We start from the raw sequence: 17,295 nt of genomic DNA on the forward strand, positions 1-17,295 counted from the left end.
TCAGGCCCGGACCCGAACCCCGAAGGGATGGCAGGACGCAGTGAGTGACGTCTTCGATGAGCTGAAGTGGCGTGGCCTGATGGCCAACTCCACCGACGAGGCCGCGCTGGCCGAGCACCTCGAGACGGGACCTGTCACCTTCTATGTGGGTTTCGATCCGACCGCACCGAGCCTGCACATGGGCAACCTCGTCCAGCTGATGGTCGCCCGGGCACTGCAGCGAGCCGGACACCGTCCGCTGATCCTGGTCGGCGGATCGACCGGACTGATCGGCGACCCGAAGGAGACCGCCGAGCGGGTGCTGAACAGCAAGGAGACGGTCGCGGGTTGGGTGGCGCGGATCCAGCGCCAGGTCTCCCTTTTCGTGGACTTCGAGGGACCCAGCGCGGCACGGTTGGTGAACAACCTGGACTGGACGTCGGGGCTGTCGGTGCTCGACTTCCTCCGCGACATCGGCAAGCACTTCCCGGTCAACCGGATGCTCGCTCGTGAGGTGGTGAAGGCGAGGCTGGAGGAGGGCATCTCCTACACCGAGTTCTCCTACGTCTTGCTGCAGTCGCTGGACTACCTGGAGCTACACCGCGCGTACGGCTGCACGCTCCAGTTCGGCGGCAGCGATCAGTGGGGCAACATCACCGCCGGCGTGGAGCTGGTGAGGCGCGCCGACGGTGGCCATGTGCATGCGCTCGCCACCCCGCTGCTGACGAAGGCGGACGGCACCAAATTCGGCAAGACCGAGTCCGGGACCGTGTGGCTGGATCCGGAGATGACCTCCCCGTACGCGTTCCACCAGTTCTTTCTGAACGCCGAGGACGCCAAGGTGATCGAATACCTGAAGGTGTTCAGCGAGCGGCCCCGGGACGAGATCGAGGAGCTGGCTCGAAAGACCGCAGCGGCCCCGCATCTGCGGGCTGCGCAGCGGGCGCTGGCCGACGACATCACCGCATTGGTGCACTCGCCGGCCGAACGGGATGCGGCGGTTGCCGCAGCAGCCGCCCTGTTCGGCCGCTCCGACCTGGCCGGCTTGTCGGAGCCGACCGTGGCGAGTGTCGTGGCCGAGTTGAACGGTCCATCGCTGGAAGTGGGGGCCGAGCTGCCGACTGTCGTCGACGTGCTCGCCGCGAGTGGCGTGGTGGCCAGCAAGTCCGCCGCACGCCGGGCGATCAACGAGGGCGGTGCGTACGTGAACAACGTCCGGGTGAATGACCCGGACGCACGACTTGCCGAGACCGACCTGCTGCACGACAGGTACGCCATCACGCGCCGTGGGAAGCGCACCGTCGGGGCCGTCTCGCTGCTCCGGGGATAGCCGTACGAGGGCGCCCCTTGACCGTGAGGACGGTCACAGCGCAGCGATTTGACGCGGCTCCGGCGGGGGCGTAATGTTCTCTGAGCCTTGAGGGGTGCAGGACGCGGCAAGGGGGAGACTCCAGGCAGCGGCCGACCTGACAGGAACCCAAACCACACCAACCGACTTTCGGTCTCGCGCGCTCTGAAACACGACGACGGGGACGAGGGACGTCAGATGTGGACGGGGCCAGGATCGAGATCGCAGGGTTTGACAGCGAGCAAGAACCTGGTAGAGTTGGTCAGGTTGCCCCGGATGCGGAATCTTGAGTAAAGAGGAAGCACGGGAAAGCCATTCAGAACCAAACTCGGATTTGACTCCGGGTGCGGAACTGATAAAGTAAGAACGGTCGCAAATGATTCCGAAATCGTGAAAGCGAAATCGATCAAAAGTGGCCGAAAAGGTCAAAAACTCGGATTTGACTCCGAGTGTCAGACCGAATAAAGTAAGTCGAGTAAGCCCCAAGCGGGAGTCGATAAGACAAACGCGCGGTGTGCACCCGAAACTTGAGAACTCAACAGCGTGCTTAAAAGTCAATGCCAAATATGCACTAAAAACCCCGTGCTCAGGCATCAACATTGACAACACTTCTGCGGCGAGAGTCGAGGGCGTGTTGGTTGAAGTTTGAGTTCGGATTTCTTTGAGATTGATTGACAAGATCCAGCATGGATCTGGTCAGCGATCGAACTAGTTGAGACGACAAAGCCTGCTGCAAAGCGGGAGTCGATATTTTTCAACGGAGAGTTTGATCCTGGCTCAGGACGAACGCTGGCGGCGTGCTTAACACATGCAAGTCGAACGGTTCAGAAGAGCTTGCTCTTTTGATCAGTGGCGAACGGGTGAGTAACACGTGAGCAACCTACCCTTGACTCTGGGATAACAGTTGGAAACAGCTGCTAATACCGGATACGACCTCGGCCGACATCTGCTGAGGTGGAAAGTTCTGGCGGTCAAGGATGGGCTCGCGGCCTATCAGCTAGTTGGTGAGGTAACGGCTCACCAAGGCTTCGACGGGTAGCCGGCCTGAGAGGGCGACCGGCCACACTGGGACTGAGATACGGCCCAGACTCCTACGGGAGGCAGCAGTGGGGAATATTGCACAATGGGCGAAAGCCTGATGCAGCAACGCCGCGTGCGGGATGACGGCCTTCGGGTTGTAAACCGCTTTCAGCTCCGACGAAGCGCAAGTGACGGTAGGAGCAGAAGAAGGACCGGCCAACTACGTGCCAGCAGCCGCGGTGATACGTAGGGTCCGAGCGTTGTCCGGAATTATTGGGCGTAAAGGGCTTGTAGGCGGTTTGTCACGTCGGAAGTGAAAACTCAGGGCTCAACCCTGAGCCTGCTTCCGATACGGGCAAACTAGAGGAATGCAGGGGAGAATGGAATTCCTGGTGGAGCGGTGGAATGCGCAGATATCAGGAGGAACACCAGTGGCGAAGGCGGTTCTCTGGGCATTTCCTGACGCTGAGAAGCGAAAGCGTGGGGAGCAAACAGGCTTAGATACCCTGGTAGTCCACGCCGTAAACGGTGGGCACTAGGTGTGGGACTCATTCCACGAGTTCCGTGCCGTAGCTAACGCATTAAGTGCCCCGCCTGGGGAGTACGGCCGCAAGGCTAAAACTCAAAGGAATTGACGGGGGCCCGCACAAGCGGCGGAGCATGCGGATTAATTCGATGCAACGCGAAGAACCTTACCTGGGTTTGACATATGCCGGAAAGCTGCAGAGATGTAGCCCCCGCAAGGTCGGTATACAGGTGGTGCATGGCTGTCGTCAGCTCGTGTCGTGAGATGTTGGGTTAAGTCCCGCAACGAGCGCAACCCTCGTCCTATGTTGCCAGCGGGTAATGCCGGGGACTCATAGGAGACTGCCGGGGTCAACTCGGAGGAAGGTGGGGATGACGTCAAGTCATCATGCCCCTTAAGTCCAGGGCTTCACGCATGCTACAATGGCTGGTACAAAGGGCTGCAATACCGCAAGGTTGAGCGAATCCCAAAAAGCCAGTCTCAGTTCGGATTGGGGTCTGCAACTCGACCCCATGAAGTCGGAGTCGCTAGTAATCGCAGATCAGCAACGCTGCGGTGAATACGTTCCCGGGCCTTGTACACACCGCCCGTCAAGTCATGAAAGTCGGTAACACCCGAAGCCGGTGGCCCAACCTTTTGGAGGGAGCCGTCGAAGGTGGGACTGGCGATTAGGACTAAGTCGTAACAAGGTAGCCGTACCGGAAGGTGCGGCTGGATCACCTCCTTTCTAAGGAGCATCACGACAGACTCGATTCTGTCCAGCGAGGTTTGCCAAGCGAATGTCTTGGCGCCAAGCAGCTCTGGAATGTGGAACATTGACCATTAAGCCGATGCACAACTCATCTCGTCAGTACGACCCGTTAAGGGTATGGAACCTCGATATGTGATGGCAACGGCCCGAGCACGCTGTTGGGTCCTGAAGCTTCGGTGGCAACACTGGGGACTTCACGCGGACCGATGACCGACATCTGCGAACCAGATGCCGGCTCGAGTTACCGCCCGTATGTTGAGAACTTCACAGTGGACGCGAGCATCTTTGTAGTAACAACAAGCTACTAAGGGCAATCGGTGGATGCCTAGGCACCAAGAGCCGATGAAGGACGTTGTAACCTGCGATAAGCCCCGGGGAGCTGGTAAACAAGCTTCGATCCGGGGATCTCCGAATAGGGAAACCTCGAAAGAAACCGGAGTAATGTCCGGCGACCCCTGCCTGAACACATAGGGCAGTGGGAGGGAACGTGGGGAAGTGAAACATCTCAGTACCCACAGGAATAGAAAACAACCGTGATTCCGTAAGTAGTGGCGAGCGAACGCGGAAGAGGCCAAACCGCACCTGTGTGATAGCTGACAGGCGTTGCAAGTGCGGTGTTGAGGGGCCGATCTGGTCGCGCTGTCAAGCGACCAAGCAGTCACAAACGATTCGTGAAGTCGAAGCACTTTGGGAAAGTGCGGCACAGAAGGTAACACCCCTGTAGACGTAAACGATTCACTGCTGATCGTCACCCCAAGTAACACCCAACCCCTGAAATTGGGTGTGAATCTGGCGGGACCACCCGCTAAGCCTAAATACTCCTTGGTGACCGATAGCGGACAAGTACCGTGAGGGAAAGGTGAAAAGTACCCCGGGAGGGGAGTGAAATAGTACCTGAAACCGATTGCCTACAATCCGTCGGAGCTGAGCACCTTGTGTGCGAGGTGACGGCGTGCCTTTTGAAGAATGAGCCTGCGAGTTAGTGGTACGTGGCGAGGTTAACCCGTGTGGGGAAGCCGTAGCGAAAGCAAGTCCGAATAGGGCGATTTAGTCGCGTGCTCTAGACCCGAAGCGGAGTGATCTATCCATGGCCAGGGTGAAGCGACGGTAAGACGTCGTGGAGGCCCGAACCCACCAGGGTTGAAAACCTGGGGGATGAGCTGTGGATAGGGGTGAAAGGCCAATCAAACTCCGTTATAGCTGGTTCTCCCCGAAATGCATATAGGTGCAGCGTCGCGTGTTTCTTACCGGAGGTAGAGCACTGGATAGTCTAGGGGGCCCACAAGCTTACCGAAATTAGCCAAACTCCGAATGCCGGTAAGTGAGAGCGCGGCAGTGAGACTGCGGGCGATAAGGTTCGTAGTCGAGAGGGAAACAGCCCAGAACACCAACTAAGGCCCCCAAGCGATTGCTAAGTGGAAAAGGATGTTGAGTTGCACAGACAACCAGGAGGTTGGCTTGGAAGCAGCCACCCTTGAAAGAGTGCGTAATAGCTCACTGGTCAAGTGATTCTGCGCCGACAATTTAGCGGGGCTCAAGCAATCCGCCGAAGTTGTGTCATTCACACATGTACTTGGTTTCGATCCAGGTGTGTGGATGGGTAGGGGAGCGTCGTGTGCGCGATGAAGCGGCGGGGTGACCCAGTCGTGGAGAGCACACGAGTGAGAATGCAGGCATGAGTAGCGAATGAGGAGTGAGAAACTCCTCCACCGAAAGACCAAGGGTTCCAGGGTCAAGCTAATCTGCCCTGGGTAAGTCGGGACCTAAGGCGAGGCCGACAGGCGTAGTCGATGGACAACGGGTTGATATTCCCGTACCGGCGCTAGCACGTCCCTGCCGAGGCGAGCGATGCTAAGCACGCAAGGCTTGAGGAGACCTTCGGGTCGATTCTTGCTGAGTCTGCGATCCAGACTTGTATTAGGCAAGCTGCGGAGTGACGCAGGAAGGTAGCCCATCCCGGGCGATGGTTGTCCCGGGTTAATTGTGTAGGGCGAGGTGTAGGCAAATCCGCACCTCATCAGCCTGAGACAAGAAGACTAGGTCGTCCTTGTGACGGCGAGAGTGGGTGATCCTATGCTGCCTAGAAAATCTTCGTGAGCGAGTTCTAGAGCCGCCCGTACCCTAAACCGACTCAGGTGGTCAGGTAGAGAATACCAAGGTGATCGAGATAACCGTGGTTAAGGAACTCGGCAAAATGCCCCCGTAACTTCGGGAGAAGGGGGGCCAACGCTGTGAAGGGACATACGTGCCCGGAGCAGCTGCGGCCGCAGAGACCAGGCCCAAGCGACTGTTTACTAAAAACACAGGTCCGTGCTAAGTCGCAAGACGCTGTATACGGACTGACGCCTGCCCGGTGCTGGAACGTTAAGGGGAAGTGTTAGGGGTAACTCGAAGCACTGAACTTAAGCGCCAGTAAACGGCGGTGGTAACTATAACCATCCTAAGGTAGCGAAATTCCTTGTCGGGTAAGTTCCGACCTGCACGAATGGCGTAACGACTTGGGCGCTGTCTCGACCACGGACTCGGCGAAATTGCACTACGAGTAAAGATGCTCGTTACGCGCAGCAGGACGGAAAGACCCCGGGACCTTTACTATAGTTTGGTATTGGTGTTCGGTACAGCTTGTGTAGGATAGGTGGGAGACTTTGAAGCGGCCACGCCAGTGGTTGTGGAGTCAACGTTGAAATACCACTCTGGCTGTTCTGGATATCTAACCTAGGTCCGTTATCCGGATCAGGGACAGTGCCTGATGGGTAGTTTGACTGGGGCGGTCGCCTCCCAAAAGGTAACGGAGGCGCCCAAAGGTTCCCTCAGCCTGGTTGGCAATCAGGTTTTGAGTGTAAGTGCACAAGGGAGCTTGACTGTGAGAGAGACATCTCAAACAGGGACGAAAGTCGGGACTAGTGATCTGACGGTGGCACGTGGAAGCGCCGTCACTCAACGGATAAAAGGTACCCCGGGGATAACAGGCTGATCTTGCCCGAGCGTCCATAGCGACGGCATGGTTTGGCACCTCGATGTCGGCTCGTCGCATCCTGGGGCTGGAGTCGGTCCCAAGGGTTGGGCTGTTCGCCCATTAAAGCGGCACGCGAGCTGGGTTTAGAACGTCGTGAGACAGTTCGGTCCCTATCCGCTGCGCGCGTAGGAGTCTTGAGGAGGGCTGTCCTTAGTACGAGAGGACCGGGACGGACGAACCTCTGGTGTGCCAGTTGTTCTGCCAAGAGCACGGCTGGTTGGCTACGTTCGGAAGTGATAACCGCTGAAAGCATCTAAGCGGGAAGCACGCTCCAAGATGATGGCTCCCACAGGATAACCTGGTAAGGCCCCCAGCAGACCACTGGGTGATAGGTCGGATGTGGAAGTGCAGCAATGCATGGAGCTGACCGATACTAATAGGCCGAGGGCTTGTTCCTACAAAGATGCTACGCGTCCACTGTGCAGTTCCCGAGATACGGTCGGGAAGACTGGCGAGAAATCGCCGCCTGCGACACATCTCAATAGAGTTTCGGTGATCATGGCGAGAGGGAAACACCCGGCTCCATTCCGAACCCGGAAGTTAAGCTTCTCAGCGCCGATGGTACTGCACGGGGGACCGTGTGGGAGACTAGGACGTCGCCGGACAACACACTTCAAGGTCGACCACTTCGGTGGTCGGCCTTGAAGTGGTTTAAGGGGAAAGTTGTCTGCTCCCTTCTTGCGGAGGTCACGAGTGTTCGGCGCCTGGGGGCCACGGATGACCGCCGATAAGGCGGAAGCTGCGTACGTCTTGCGGCGCCGGGTCATAGACGCTCGCAAATCGCGCGCAGGGCCCGCAGAACCACGAACCTATTCGGCCGAGACCACGGTGATGCCGGCATCGCTGAAGGGTGCCGTCTGGTGAGGCTGGGGCGTGCCTGCGGTCAGGATCTGATCGACCACGTCGATCGGAGCCGCCTGGATGAATCCCGGAAGGCCCAGTTTTTCGGCTTCGAGCATCAGCCAGATCTGGTTCGCGGAGCGGACTTCGGCGGCGATGATGGCGGCGGCCATCGGGGTGTCGGCGAAGATGCCACCTTCGACGGTGACGCCGGTCGGTGCGAGCAGTGCCAGATCGATCTGGAACCGGCCGATCTCGTCGAGTGCCCAACCGCCTTGCTGGGCACGGGTTTCCTGCTCGACGCCGCCACCGACGTTGTAGATGTGCAGGCGTTCGACTCGGGACATGACCACCGCGACATCGAGGCTGTTGGTCACGATGGTCATGCCCTCCGCCTGCGGCCGGCGGCTCAATGACTCAGCCAGCACCCAGGTGAGGGGCGATGCTCCGATGAACACCGTCGCATCCGCGGGAAGACGGTCGATCACCAGTTCGGCGAGCCGAAGGTGCTGAGGTGGGTGCTCGGGGGTCGTGCCATCGAATGGAGAGAGTGGACGTTCGGTCCGGCGGACCGCGCCACCGTGTACCCGCTGTAGCACGCCTTGTTGCTCGAGCAGACGGAGGTCGCGTCGGATCGTCTCCGGTGCCACATCCAGGCTGCTGGCCAGGGTGCCGACCTCGACCCGACCGACCGCGTCGAGCCGATCGATGATGTGTCGATGCCGATCGGCCGCCGCCTCCACCTGTGTGGTCACTCCATGCCTCCCTCAGGAGGGTCCGATCACAACAGCTGCACCGATTCCCGGGTCTGGGGTCGGATCTGCAGCTTCCGGCCCCTACCGGCCCGGAACGCCTCCAGGGCCTCACCGTAGTCGTCCAGCGGGTACGCGTGACTGACCATGCGAGCCGCGTTGAGGGCTCCGGCGGCGAACATCTCCACCGCACGCGCATACGACGCCAGCACGGCCATCGAGCCGACCATGGTGATCTCGTCGTTGTAGACCCCGAAGGGCGAGAACCTGGCGGTCGCGTCGACAGGTGCGACACCGAACTGTTGGAACACCCCACCCCGCCGGACGCGGGTGAGCGCGTCCTCGATCGCGGCGACGACGCCAGTGCAGTCGATCACCACGTCCCAGCCGCCGGCATGATCGGCTTCATCGGCCGAGAGCGCCACGTCATCGATGCCGACGTCCCTGGCCACCTCGAGTCGGTCCGGATTACGGTCGATGACCGTCACACTGGCGGCGCCGGCGCGTGGCGCGAGCTGAGCCATCATCAAGCCCATCGTCCCGGCACCGTAGATCAGATAGTGCTCACCCATCCGCCGGGGGAGCAGATCGTAGCCGTGGATGGCACAGGAGAGCGGCTCGACCAACGCCGCCAGCGCGAGATCGACTCCATCGGGGAGTCGGTGGACGTTCCGCACCGGCGCGACCGTCAACTCGGCGGTCGATCCGTTGGTCCTGGCCACTCCGGACCCGTTCCATTGCTCGCACAGGTTGGCCCGTCCGACGGCGCAATACGCGCACTCACCACAGGTCAGCGTCGGATCGACCGAGACCCTGTCACCGATGGCGATCTCGGTGACCAGTTCACCCACCGCTTCGACGATGCCGGAGGTCTCGTGACCTGGGATGATCGGATAACGCGTCGGGGCGAACTCCCCGTCCAGGACGTGGATGTCGGTGCCGCAGATGCCCACCGCTTCGACCCGGACCAGCACCTCGCGGGGCCCAGGAACCGGATCGGGCACCTCCTCCAGCGAGAACGACTTGGGCTCGGTGAAGACGATGGCGCGCACTACTTCACCGCCCCCATGGCGAGGCCGCGTACCAGTCGCTTCTGGGCGAGCCAGCCGGCCACGATCACCGGCAGCACCGCGATGGTGGACGCCGCCGACAAGATGGCGAGGAATTGGCCGCGTCCGTCCACGAAGCTGCCCAGGAACGGCGGGGTGGTCCGGGCGACCACCGCGGTGAGCAGGTTGGCCAGGAAGTACTCGTTCCAGGCAAAGATGAAGCAGATCAAGGCAGCTGCGGCCGCGCCCGGAGCGACGATCGGCAGCGACACTCGCCACAACTCGCGAGAGTAGGAAGCACCGTCGATCTGTGCTGCCTCCACCACCGCGATGGGCACCTCGGCGAAGAAGGAACGCATCATCCACACCGCGAGCGGGAGGTTGATGCCGAGATAGAGGACGCCGAGGGCCCACAGATTGTCCAGCAAGCCGAAGGTCCGCAGCAGCAGGAAGACCGGGATGATCGACGCTGCGACGGGCATGAACTTGGTGGAGATGAAGAAGAACAAGCCGTCTTGCCAGCGGATGATCGGTCGGACCGACAGCGCGTACGCAGCGGGAATGGCGAGCAGCATGACCACGATCGTCGAGCCGACGGCCAGGAACAGCGAGTTCAGCAGATAGAGCCCCATGCCGCGGTCGAAGACTGCGGCGTAGCCGTCGAAGGTCGGCGTGAAAAGGAACTGGGGCGGGAAGGACGCTGCCTGTCCCTCGGTCTTGAAGCTGGTGATGATCATCCACAGCACCGGGAAGAAGAAGATCAGCACCACCACCCAGGTGAGCAGCGTGATCAGATAACCGATCACCTTGCGGCGAGTGAACGGGTTGGGCCCAGTGCGTTCGCGGGTGGCCTGCTGGGTCGTGTTGGTCGGGCGGGTCTCCGTCGTGGCGGACATCAGCGGGCCTCCTCGGTGAAGATCGAGAACATGGTGCGCAAGGCCAACGTGGCGAACACGATGGTCAAGATGACCGTGATCACCCCGTACGCGGCCGCTTCCCCGACTTGTTGGCCGATGAAGGCGCGCTCGTAGAGCAGATAGGCAATGGTCTTGGTGTTGCCGGCGCCCTTGGTCATGATGTTGATCGGGTCGAACACCTGGATCATGAACACGGTGCCCAGCAGGATGGCCAACTCGGCGTAGCTGCGCAGGTGGGGCAGAGTCATGTAACGGAAGGTCTGGAGGGCGTTGGCGCCGTCGACGTCAGCGGCTTCCAGCACCTCTCCGGCCTGCGACTGCAGACCAGCCAGCAGGATCAACATCATGAACGGCGTGTATTGCCAGGTCATGGTGAAGACGATGGTCAGTGCCGGATGGTCGGTGTTCCAGGCAACTGCATCGATGCCCACCAGGCTGAGCGCCCAGTTCACCATGCCGGTGTTGACCTCGAGCAAGGAGTATTTCCAGATCAGCGCCGCGGCAGCGGGCATCACCAGAAACGGGGTGATCAGCAGCGTACGGGCCAAGGCGCGTCCCTTGAACTCCCGATCGAGCAGTATCGCCAGCAGCAGACCGAGGATCAGGGAGAGGATCATCGAGCCGCCGACGATCCGGATGGTCGCCCAGATCGAGGGCAGGAAGGCCCCGTTGGTGATGACCGCGATGTAGTTGTCGAACCCGGCGAACGAACGTTCCTCAGGCCGGGCCAGGTTCCAGTCCTGGAACGAGTAGTAGATCGTGGCCACGAACGGGATCTGGGTGACCAGGATCGCCACGATCAACGCGGGCATGATCAGCTTGCGACCGAACTTCCGCTGTGCCAGGTCCTGGCCTCTGAGGTCGGCCATGGTGATCTTGGTCTTCTTGCCCGACGGCACGGTCTTCGGCGCCTGGATGGCCGGGGTCTCGTCAACCGTACTCATCTCAGTTCCCCTGCTTCTGGTTGTCACCGGCGCGTTGGGCGATCTTCTGTCCTTGGTCCAGCGCCAGGTCGAGAGGTCGTCGGCCGGCGATCACGTCGGCGAGCAACTGGGAGGTCTGGTTGCCGACGTCTTGGAACTCGGGGATCGTGACGTACTGGATCCCGACCCACGGCTGTGGGTCGACGCCGGGATGCGTGGGGTCGACCTCGCTCATGATCTTCGCGGTCAGGGGCGCGAACTCGCCGCCGGCCTTGATGTACTCCGGGATGAGGTAGGTCGACTTGCGGGTGCCCGGCGGGGTGCGGGACCAGCCCAGCTCCGATCCGACCAGCTTCGCGTACTCCTTGCTGGTGGCCCACTGGACGAACTCCCAGGCCTGCTCCTTGTGCTTGGACTCGGCGTTGATGCCCAGGTTCCACGACCACAGCCAGCCCGAGTTCTCGGTCTTGTCGACCGGGGCGCGGACATAGCCGACCTTGCCGGCCACCTTGGAGTTGTTCGGGTCCTCCACCGAGCCGGCGGCCGACGTGGCGTCGTACCACATCGCCGCCCGCTCCTGGGAGAACAGGTTCAGGCACTCGGTGAAGCCGAATGACACCGGGTCGCCCTCACCGGAGGCGGCGAGGGTGTCGATGTAGAACTTCACCGCTTCTTTGTAGGCCGGCGAGTTGACCTGGGCCTGCCATTCCATGTTGTACCACTGGCCGCCGAAGGTGTTGATCACCGTCGTCAGCGGTGCGAACATCTCGCCCCAGCCCGGCTTCGCCCGCAGGCAGATCCCCGCTCGATCCGTGCTCGGATCCTTCAGCTTGCCCGCGTACTCCGCGATCTGCTCCCAGGTAGGTCGCTCGGGCATGGTGATGCCGGCCTGCTCGAACAGGTCCTTGCGATACATCAGGAACGACGACTCACCGTAGAAGGGCACCGCGTACAGCCGACCGTCGAAGGAGACCCCGTCACGAACCGGCTTGAAGAAGTCGTTCACGTCGTAGGAGGGATCCTGGGCGGCGAGATCCGTCAGATCTTCCAGCCACTTGTTCTGACCCCAGATCGGCACCTCGTACGCGCCGACGGTCATGATGTCGTACTGACCGCCCTTGGTGGCGACGTCCTTGGTGGCGGCGTTCCGCAGGTCGTTCTCCTCCATGAAGATCATGTTGATCTTGATGTCGGGATGGGTCTTGTTGAATTCCGGCAGCAGCTGGGCCATGTCCTGCATCTGCGGGTTGTTGACGCTGGCCAGGGTCACCGTCGTCACTCCGGGCTCGGTGCCCAGGTTGCCGAAGCCGGCGCAGCCGGAGACCGCGAGCGAGAAGCTGAGAGCAAGCCCGGCACCTGCCAGGCGTCGTTGCGTGGTGGTGGTCATGAACCGCCTTCCGGGATCGGGCCGAGGTGGCTGCAGTTCGTCCCCTGAGTGTGTCTTGCGCCACAGTAGTACCAGTCTCTGCCCGAAGTCCAGGCTTTGTGTCCGATTCTCTGCCCGTTTTCCAGGTTTAGGGTGTGGGAATTGTTGTTGTTTGCCGGGCCTGGTTCGTGGTTGGATCGACTCGTGTATCCGCCGGAGCGTCAGCAAGCCATCGCCGACTACCTCGTGCGGAGCCCTGATCGTCGTGCCGGCGTGGTGCAGATCAGCGAGCGGCTGGGGGTCACCACCGAGACGGTGCGCAAGGACCTCGACGTGCTGGAACGCCGCGGGGTGCTGCGTCGGGTACGGGGTGGTGCGGAGCTGTTGTCCACCACTCCGTTCGAGCAGGCGTTGGCTGCGCGGCACGCCGAGCAGTTCGAGGACAAGCTGGCCATCGCCCAGCGAGTGATGGCGGAGCTGCCCGATGACGGTGTGGTGATCCTGGACTCGGGCTCGTTGACCTTCGTCTGCGCTCAACTGATGCCTACTGACCGACCGCTCACCCTAGTGACCAACAATCTGCCGGCCGCGCGCTACTTGGCTGGACGGACACGGATGCAGATCATGACTCTGCCGGGTTCGGTACGCGGGCTGACCTCGGCCGCCGTGGATCCGTGGACCACCAAGCGACTGGGCACGATCACGGCCGACATCGCGATCATCGGCGTCAATGCGCTCAGCGCCGAGCGGGGCCTGATGACCACCAACCCGGAAGAGGCGTCGGTGAAACGGGCGATGCTGCTGGCGGCGCGGAGGAGGCTGGTCCCGGTCATCTCCGGCAAGCTCAGCCGGACCTCCTTCTGCACGTTCGGCGCAGTCTCGGAGGTCGACCTGGTGATCACCGACGGCGGTGCCTCGCCAGAGACGGTTGCCGACCTGAGTGCCGCTGGGCCCGCGGTCGTCATCGCCTGAGCCGCGGACGTCTTGCGCCCGCGGGCCAGAGACGATCGGGGGCCCCTTTTGCGCGGGCCGGGGTGTGCGGCAAGGATGGGGCGGTGACACAGAGCAGAGGGGAGCGGCCCGGCAAGGGATCGCGCCCGGGTGGCGGACGATCCGGCGGCGATCGAACTGGCCGCGGACAGTCAAACGGTGGACAGTCCAGCGGCGGACGGCCGGGCAGCGGTGGACGAGACGGCGGATCGGGACGCAGCGGCGGAGCCGGTCGCGGCGCCGGCTCAGCCGCGCGCCGGCCGCAAGGCTCCTCGAGTCGACCTGCGGGCGCGGGCGGGCAGCGTTCCGGAGGCCAGCAACGATCCGGGGATCGGGCGCGCCACGAGTACGCCCGTGGCCCCGAACCCAGGGACAGCCGATCGTCGGATCGCGAGGAACGTACGCCGCCGCCTCCTGGGCTGCAGCGACGCCCGGATGAGCCCAACCTTCCTCCGGACGTCGATGTCCGAGCGTTGCCGCGGGGCGTCAAGGCCGAGTTGCGCGGGCTGCCCAAGGACCTGGCCGAGGTCGTCGCCGGGCACCTGGTCACCGCGGGGCGGCTGATCGACGACGAGCCGGAGCTGGCCTACCGGCATGCCGAGGCCGCACGCCGGCGGGCAGCTCGACTTCCGGTGGTCCGCGAGGCGGCGGCCGAGACCGCGTACGCGGCCGGTCACTGGGATGTGGCTCTGTCTGAGTTCCGGGCGCTACGCCGGATGACCGGCACCGACGATTTCCTGCCGGTGATGGCTGACTGCGAGCGGGCTCTGGGCCGGCCGCAAGCGGCGCTCAAGATCGCCAAGGAGGCTCGACGCAAGCAGCTGGACCCCGCGCTGGCCATCGAGATGATCATCGTCGAGTCCGGTGCCCGCAACGATCTCGGGCAGCAGCCCGAGGCCCGGCGGGTGCTGCATCAGGCCATCCTGGATCTCGACAACCGGCGGGCAGCTCAACTGGGCACGCCGGCCGCGCGGCTCTACTACGCGTACGCAGATCTGTTGGAGACCGCGGGCAAGCAATCGGAGGCGCGTCGCTGGTTCGACGAGGCCGCTGCGCACGACGCCGAGGGCGAGACCGATGCGATCGAGCGGCGCGACCTGCTCGACGGCATGCTGATCACCTTCGACGACAGCGAGCCGGAGCACCCCGAAGCCGCAGACGTCGATCGCTGATGGTTGCTCAGCACGATCTGGCCGGTCCGGTGGTCGCCGCCGGCTATGACGCAGCGCTGTTCGACCTCGACGGGGTGATCTATCTCGGCCCGGTAGCGGTGCCGGGTGCGCCCGAGGGCATCACGGCCCTGCGCGCCCGAGGAACCCGGGTCGGTTTCGTCACCAACAACGCCGCCCGACCACCTGCGGCGGTGGCTGAGCACCTGACCGAGCTCGGGATCGCCGCCGGCTGCGAGGATGTGGTGACCTCCGCTCAGGCCGGAGCCCAGCTCGTGGCACGACGCTTCCCGCCCGGGTCGAAGGTGCTGGTCGTTGGTGGCCCTGGGGTCTGGGATGCCCTGGGCGAGGTCGGACTCGTGGGCGTGCGGTCGGCTGACGACCACCCAGTGGCCGTGTTGCAGGGGTACGGCTTCGATCTCACCTGGACGCAGCTGAACGAGGCCGCCTACGCGATCCAGCGCGGCGCGCACTGGGTGGCCACCAACATCGACCCCACCCGTCCCACCGAGCGCGGCATCGTGCCCGGAAACGGTGCGGCGGTCGATGCCGTCCGACTGACGGTCGACGTCGAGCCGGAGGTGGCCGGCAAGCCATACCGTCCTCTCGTCGACGCGACCGTGGCCCGACTAGGGGCTTCGCGCCCGATCTTCGTGGGGGACCGACTGGACACCGACATCGCGGGCGCAGTCGCGGCCGGACTGGACAGCATGCTGGTGCTGACCGGGGCGCACGGTGCGGCCGAACTGCTCGCGGCCACCTCGGCCGAGCGGCCGACCCATCTCGGCTACGACCTGCGTGATCTGCTGCAGCCCGCCCGGGCCTGTGACGAACGACCCGGAGAGGTGAGCTGCGGCGGTCAGACCGCGGTGATCGACTCGGGCCGGATCAAGTTGGTCGGTACGCCGACGGATCGCGACGCCGCGGTCGATGCCCTCTGGGCAGCGGCGAACCTGGCCTGGCGCGCCGCTGACCGTGGGCAGCAGACCGACGCGACCCCAGCCGTCTCGATCATCACGGCAGTGCTGAGTCGGCGCTGACCCAGGCGGTCGCGTCGGTGGGTAGCAGCCCGTCGACGAGTTCCACGCTGCTCAGCAGCACGGTGCCAAGGGGCAGCGGCACCGGCTGGTCACCGAAGTTGGTCACACTGTGCCAGCGGTCGCCGCGCCGGAAGTGCAACACCTCGGCATCAGACTCGACGAAGCTCAGCGACGGGTCAGTGGTCGGCAGAGGCACCGCCAGCTCGCGGCGGAGTGCGATGGCTCGCCGATAGAGCGTCAGCATCGACTGCTCGTCGTCGGCCTGGGTCGCCGCCGCGAGCTCGGCGAACCAGGCCGGCTGCGGCAGTTCCGTGGCTGCGGCACCGGCACCGAACCCGTATGAGGCGCCTGTTGCTGACCAGGGCAGTGGCACCCGGCAGCCATCGCGTCCCTTCTCCCGCCCGCCGGAGCGGGAGGCCACCGGGTCCTGCAAGACAGCCGCGGGCAGATCGGGCACTTCCGGCAGGCCCAGTTCCTCACCCTGATAGACGTACACCGAACCGGGCAGCGCCAGCAGCACCAGGATCGCGGCCCGAGCCCGACGGGTGCCGAGTGCCACGTCACACTGCGGATCTGTGCCGTCGGTCAGCAGCCAGGAGCGGGCGACCTTGATCGGCGTCTGGTCATCGGCCACCGGCAGCCCGTAGCGAGAGACCACTCGTACGGTGTCGTGACAGCCGAGCAGCCAGGTCGTGGTGGAGCCCTCCGCGATCATGTCCGAGACCCCGCTCTCGATCACCTCGCGGTAGTCCGTCAGCCGCCAGGCTGCTTCCTGCATGGCGAAGTTGAAGGCCTGGCCGAGACTGGTCGGCGCCGCGTAGCGGGCGCGCCGGGCCGGATGTACCCCTGCTTCGGCGACGGCGAACCGTGGCGGGTCGTAGGAGTCGAACACCGTGCGCCAGTCTCGATAGACCTCCTGCAGATCGTCGCGGTCCCACAGCGGGTGGCTGCCGTCGTCGCGCTCCATGTGCTCGAGCTCGGGCCAGGGTGCGTACGGGGTCGACAGGTCCTTGACCAGGCCGTGCGCGACATCGACCCGGAACCCGTCGACACCGCGATCCGACCAGAACCGCAAGGTGGTACGGAAGTCCTCGCGTACCGATGCGTTGTCCCAGTTCAGATCGGGTTGCTCGGCGGCGAAGAGATGGAGATACCACTGGCCGTCGGCGACCTGCGCCCAGGCGGAGCCACCGAACAGCGACTGCCAGTCGTTCGGCGGCTCACTGCCGTCCGGGCCGGTGCCGTCGCGGAAGATGTAGCGGTCGCGGGCCGGCGACCCGGGCGGCGAGGCCAGCGCCTCAGCGAACCAGACGTGCCGATCGGAACTGTGATTGGGCACGATATCCACCAGCACCTTGATCCCGGCCGCGTGCAGAGTCGTCACCAGCTCGTCGAAGTCGGCCAAGCTGCCGATCCGTGGATCCACGTCCCGGTAGTCATCCACGTCGTAGCCGCCGTCGGCCAGGGCGGACGGATAGAACGGTGACAGCCAGACGGCGTCCACCCCCAACGCGGCCAGATAGGGCACCCGCGACACGATGCCCTGCAGGTCGCCCATGCCATCGGCGTTGGCGTCGGCGAAGGAACGCGGATAGATCTGGTAGACCAC

10 protein-coding genes and 3 rRNA genes are annotated in these 17,295 nt (G+C 63.2%); 7 read left to right on the forward strand and 6 right to left on the reverse strand.

Going from position 1 to position 17,295, the window contains the following annotated elements; all coding sequences use genetic code 11:
* The first annotated feature begins 40 nt into the window (after positions 1-40).
* From tyrS to rrf, 4 genes are all read left to right on the forward strand, one after another.
* Complete coding sequence (gene tyrS, locus MLP_RS08395; protein WP_013862625.1) at positions 41-1,309, forward strand: tyrosine--tRNA ligase; 1,269 nt, start codon at positions 41-43, stop codon at positions 1,307-1,309.
* A 772-nt stretch (positions 1,310-2,081) separates the two neighbouring features.
* Positions 2,082-3,600 (forward strand): 16S ribosomal RNA (locus tag MLP_RS08400).
* Between the two features lie 318 nt (positions 3,601-3,918).
* A 23S ribosomal RNA gene (locus MLP_RS08405) occupies positions 3,919-7,037 on the forward strand.
* Positions 7,038-7,128: 91 nt separating this feature from the next.
* Positions 7,129-7,245: ribosomal RNA gene (gene rrf, locus MLP_RS08410) — 5S ribosomal RNA — on the forward strand.
* Together the 16S, 23S and 5S rRNA genes form the textbook arrangement of a ribosomal RNA operon.
* Before the next feature lie 204 nt (positions 7,246-7,449).
* Here the strand turns inward: rrf and MLP_RS26215 are convergent.
* Genes MLP_RS26215 through MLP_RS08435 form a run of 5 tightly spaced genes read right to left on the reverse strand, consistent with a single transcriptional unit; the run spans position 7,450 to position 12,508 of the window.
* On the reverse strand, positions 7,450-8,235 hold the full coding sequence (locus MLP_RS26215; RefSeq protein WP_013862626.1) for a DeoR/GlpR family DNA-binding transcription regulator: 786 nt from the start codon (positions 8,233-8,235) through the stop codon (positions 7,450-7,452).
* A gap of 26 nt (positions 8,236-8,261) precedes the next feature.
* The gene (locus MLP_RS08420) at positions 8,262-9,284 is read right to left on the reverse strand and encodes a zinc-dependent alcohol dehydrogenase family protein (RefSeq protein WP_013862627.1); all 1,023 of its coding nucleotides are present in this window, start codon (positions 9,282-9,284) and stop codon (positions 8,262-8,264) included.
* Complete coding sequence (locus MLP_RS08425; protein WP_013862628.1) at positions 9,284-10,177, reverse strand: carbohydrate ABC transporter permease; 894 nt, start codon at positions 10,175-10,177, stop codon at positions 9,284-9,286. Before MLP_RS08425 ends, MLP_RS08420 begins: the two co-directional genes overlap by 1 nt.
* Positions 10,177-11,142: a carbohydrate ABC transporter permease gene (locus MLP_RS08430; RefSeq protein ID WP_013862629.1), complete on the reverse strand. Its 966-nt coding sequence runs from the start codon at positions 11,140-11,142 to the stop codon at positions 10,177-10,179. Before MLP_RS08430 ends, MLP_RS08425 begins: the two co-directional genes overlap by 1 nt.
* 1 nt (position 11,143) lies before the next feature.
* Positions 11,144-12,508 carry an ABC transporter substrate-binding protein gene (locus MLP_RS08435; RefSeq protein WP_013862630.1) on the reverse strand — a complete coding sequence of 455 codons (1,365 nt, stop codon included), beginning with the start codon at positions 12,506-12,508 and terminating at the stop codon, positions 11,144-11,146.
* 183 nt (positions 12,509-12,691) lie between these two features.
* Here MLP_RS08435 and MLP_RS08440 point away from each other — a divergent pair, with 183 nt between their 5' ends.
* The 3 genes from MLP_RS08440 (at position 12,692) to MLP_RS08450 (ending at position 15,686) form a co-directional block, all read left to right on the forward strand.
* The gene (locus tag MLP_RS08440) at positions 12,692-13,459 is read left to right on the forward strand and encodes a DeoR/GlpR family DNA-binding transcription regulator (protein ID WP_013862631.1); all 768 of its coding nucleotides are present in this window, start codon (positions 12,692-12,694) and stop codon (positions 13,457-13,459) included.
* 83 nt (positions 13,460-13,542) lie between these two features.
* Positions 13,543-14,649 (forward strand): hypothetical protein, encoded by a 1,107-nt coding sequence (locus MLP_RS28290; protein ID WP_013862632.1) that lies wholly within the window; start codon positions 13,543-13,545, stop codon positions 14,647-14,649.
* Complete coding sequence (locus tag MLP_RS08450; RefSeq protein ID WP_013862633.1) at positions 14,649-15,686, forward strand: HAD-IIA family hydrolase; 1,038 nt, start codon at positions 14,649-14,651, stop codon at positions 15,684-15,686. Before MLP_RS28290 ends, MLP_RS08450 begins: the two co-directional genes overlap by 1 nt.
* On the opposite strand, the gene MLP_RS08455 is transcribed toward MLP_RS08450, so the two are convergent.
* A complete protein-coding gene (locus tag MLP_RS08455; RefSeq protein WP_013862634.1) occupies positions 15,661-17,295 on the reverse strand; it encodes a glycoside hydrolase family 13 protein in 1,635 nt (544 codons plus the stop codon). The two genes, MLP_RS08450 and MLP_RS08455, sit on opposite strands and share 26 nt — an antisense overlap.

It is taken from the genome of Microlunatus phosphovorus NM-1 (genome assembly GCF_000270245.1).
Taxonomy (GTDB): domain Bacteria; phylum Actinomycetota; class Actinomycetes; order Propionibacteriales; family Propionibacteriaceae; genus Microlunatus; species Microlunatus phosphovorus.

Excerpts from the sequence above, each read along its gene's own strand:
- MLP_RS08425 (WP_013862628.1), bottom strand. The coding sequence starts at position 10,177 with ATGTCCGCCACGACGGAGACCCGCCCGACCAACACGACCCAGCAGGCC.
- MLP_RS08430 (WP_013862629.1), bottom strand. The coding sequence starts at position 11,142 with ATGAGTACGGTTGACGAGACCCCGGCCATCCAGGCGCCGAAGACCGTG.
- MLP_RS08435 (WP_013862630.1), bottom strand. The coding sequence starts at position 12,508 with ATGACCACCACCACGCAACGACGCCTGGCAGGTGCCGGGCTTGCTCTC.
- MLP_RS08450 (WP_013862633.1), top strand. The coding sequence starts at position 14,649 with ATGGTTGCTCAGCACGATCTGGCCGGTCCGGTGGTCGCCGCCGGCTAT.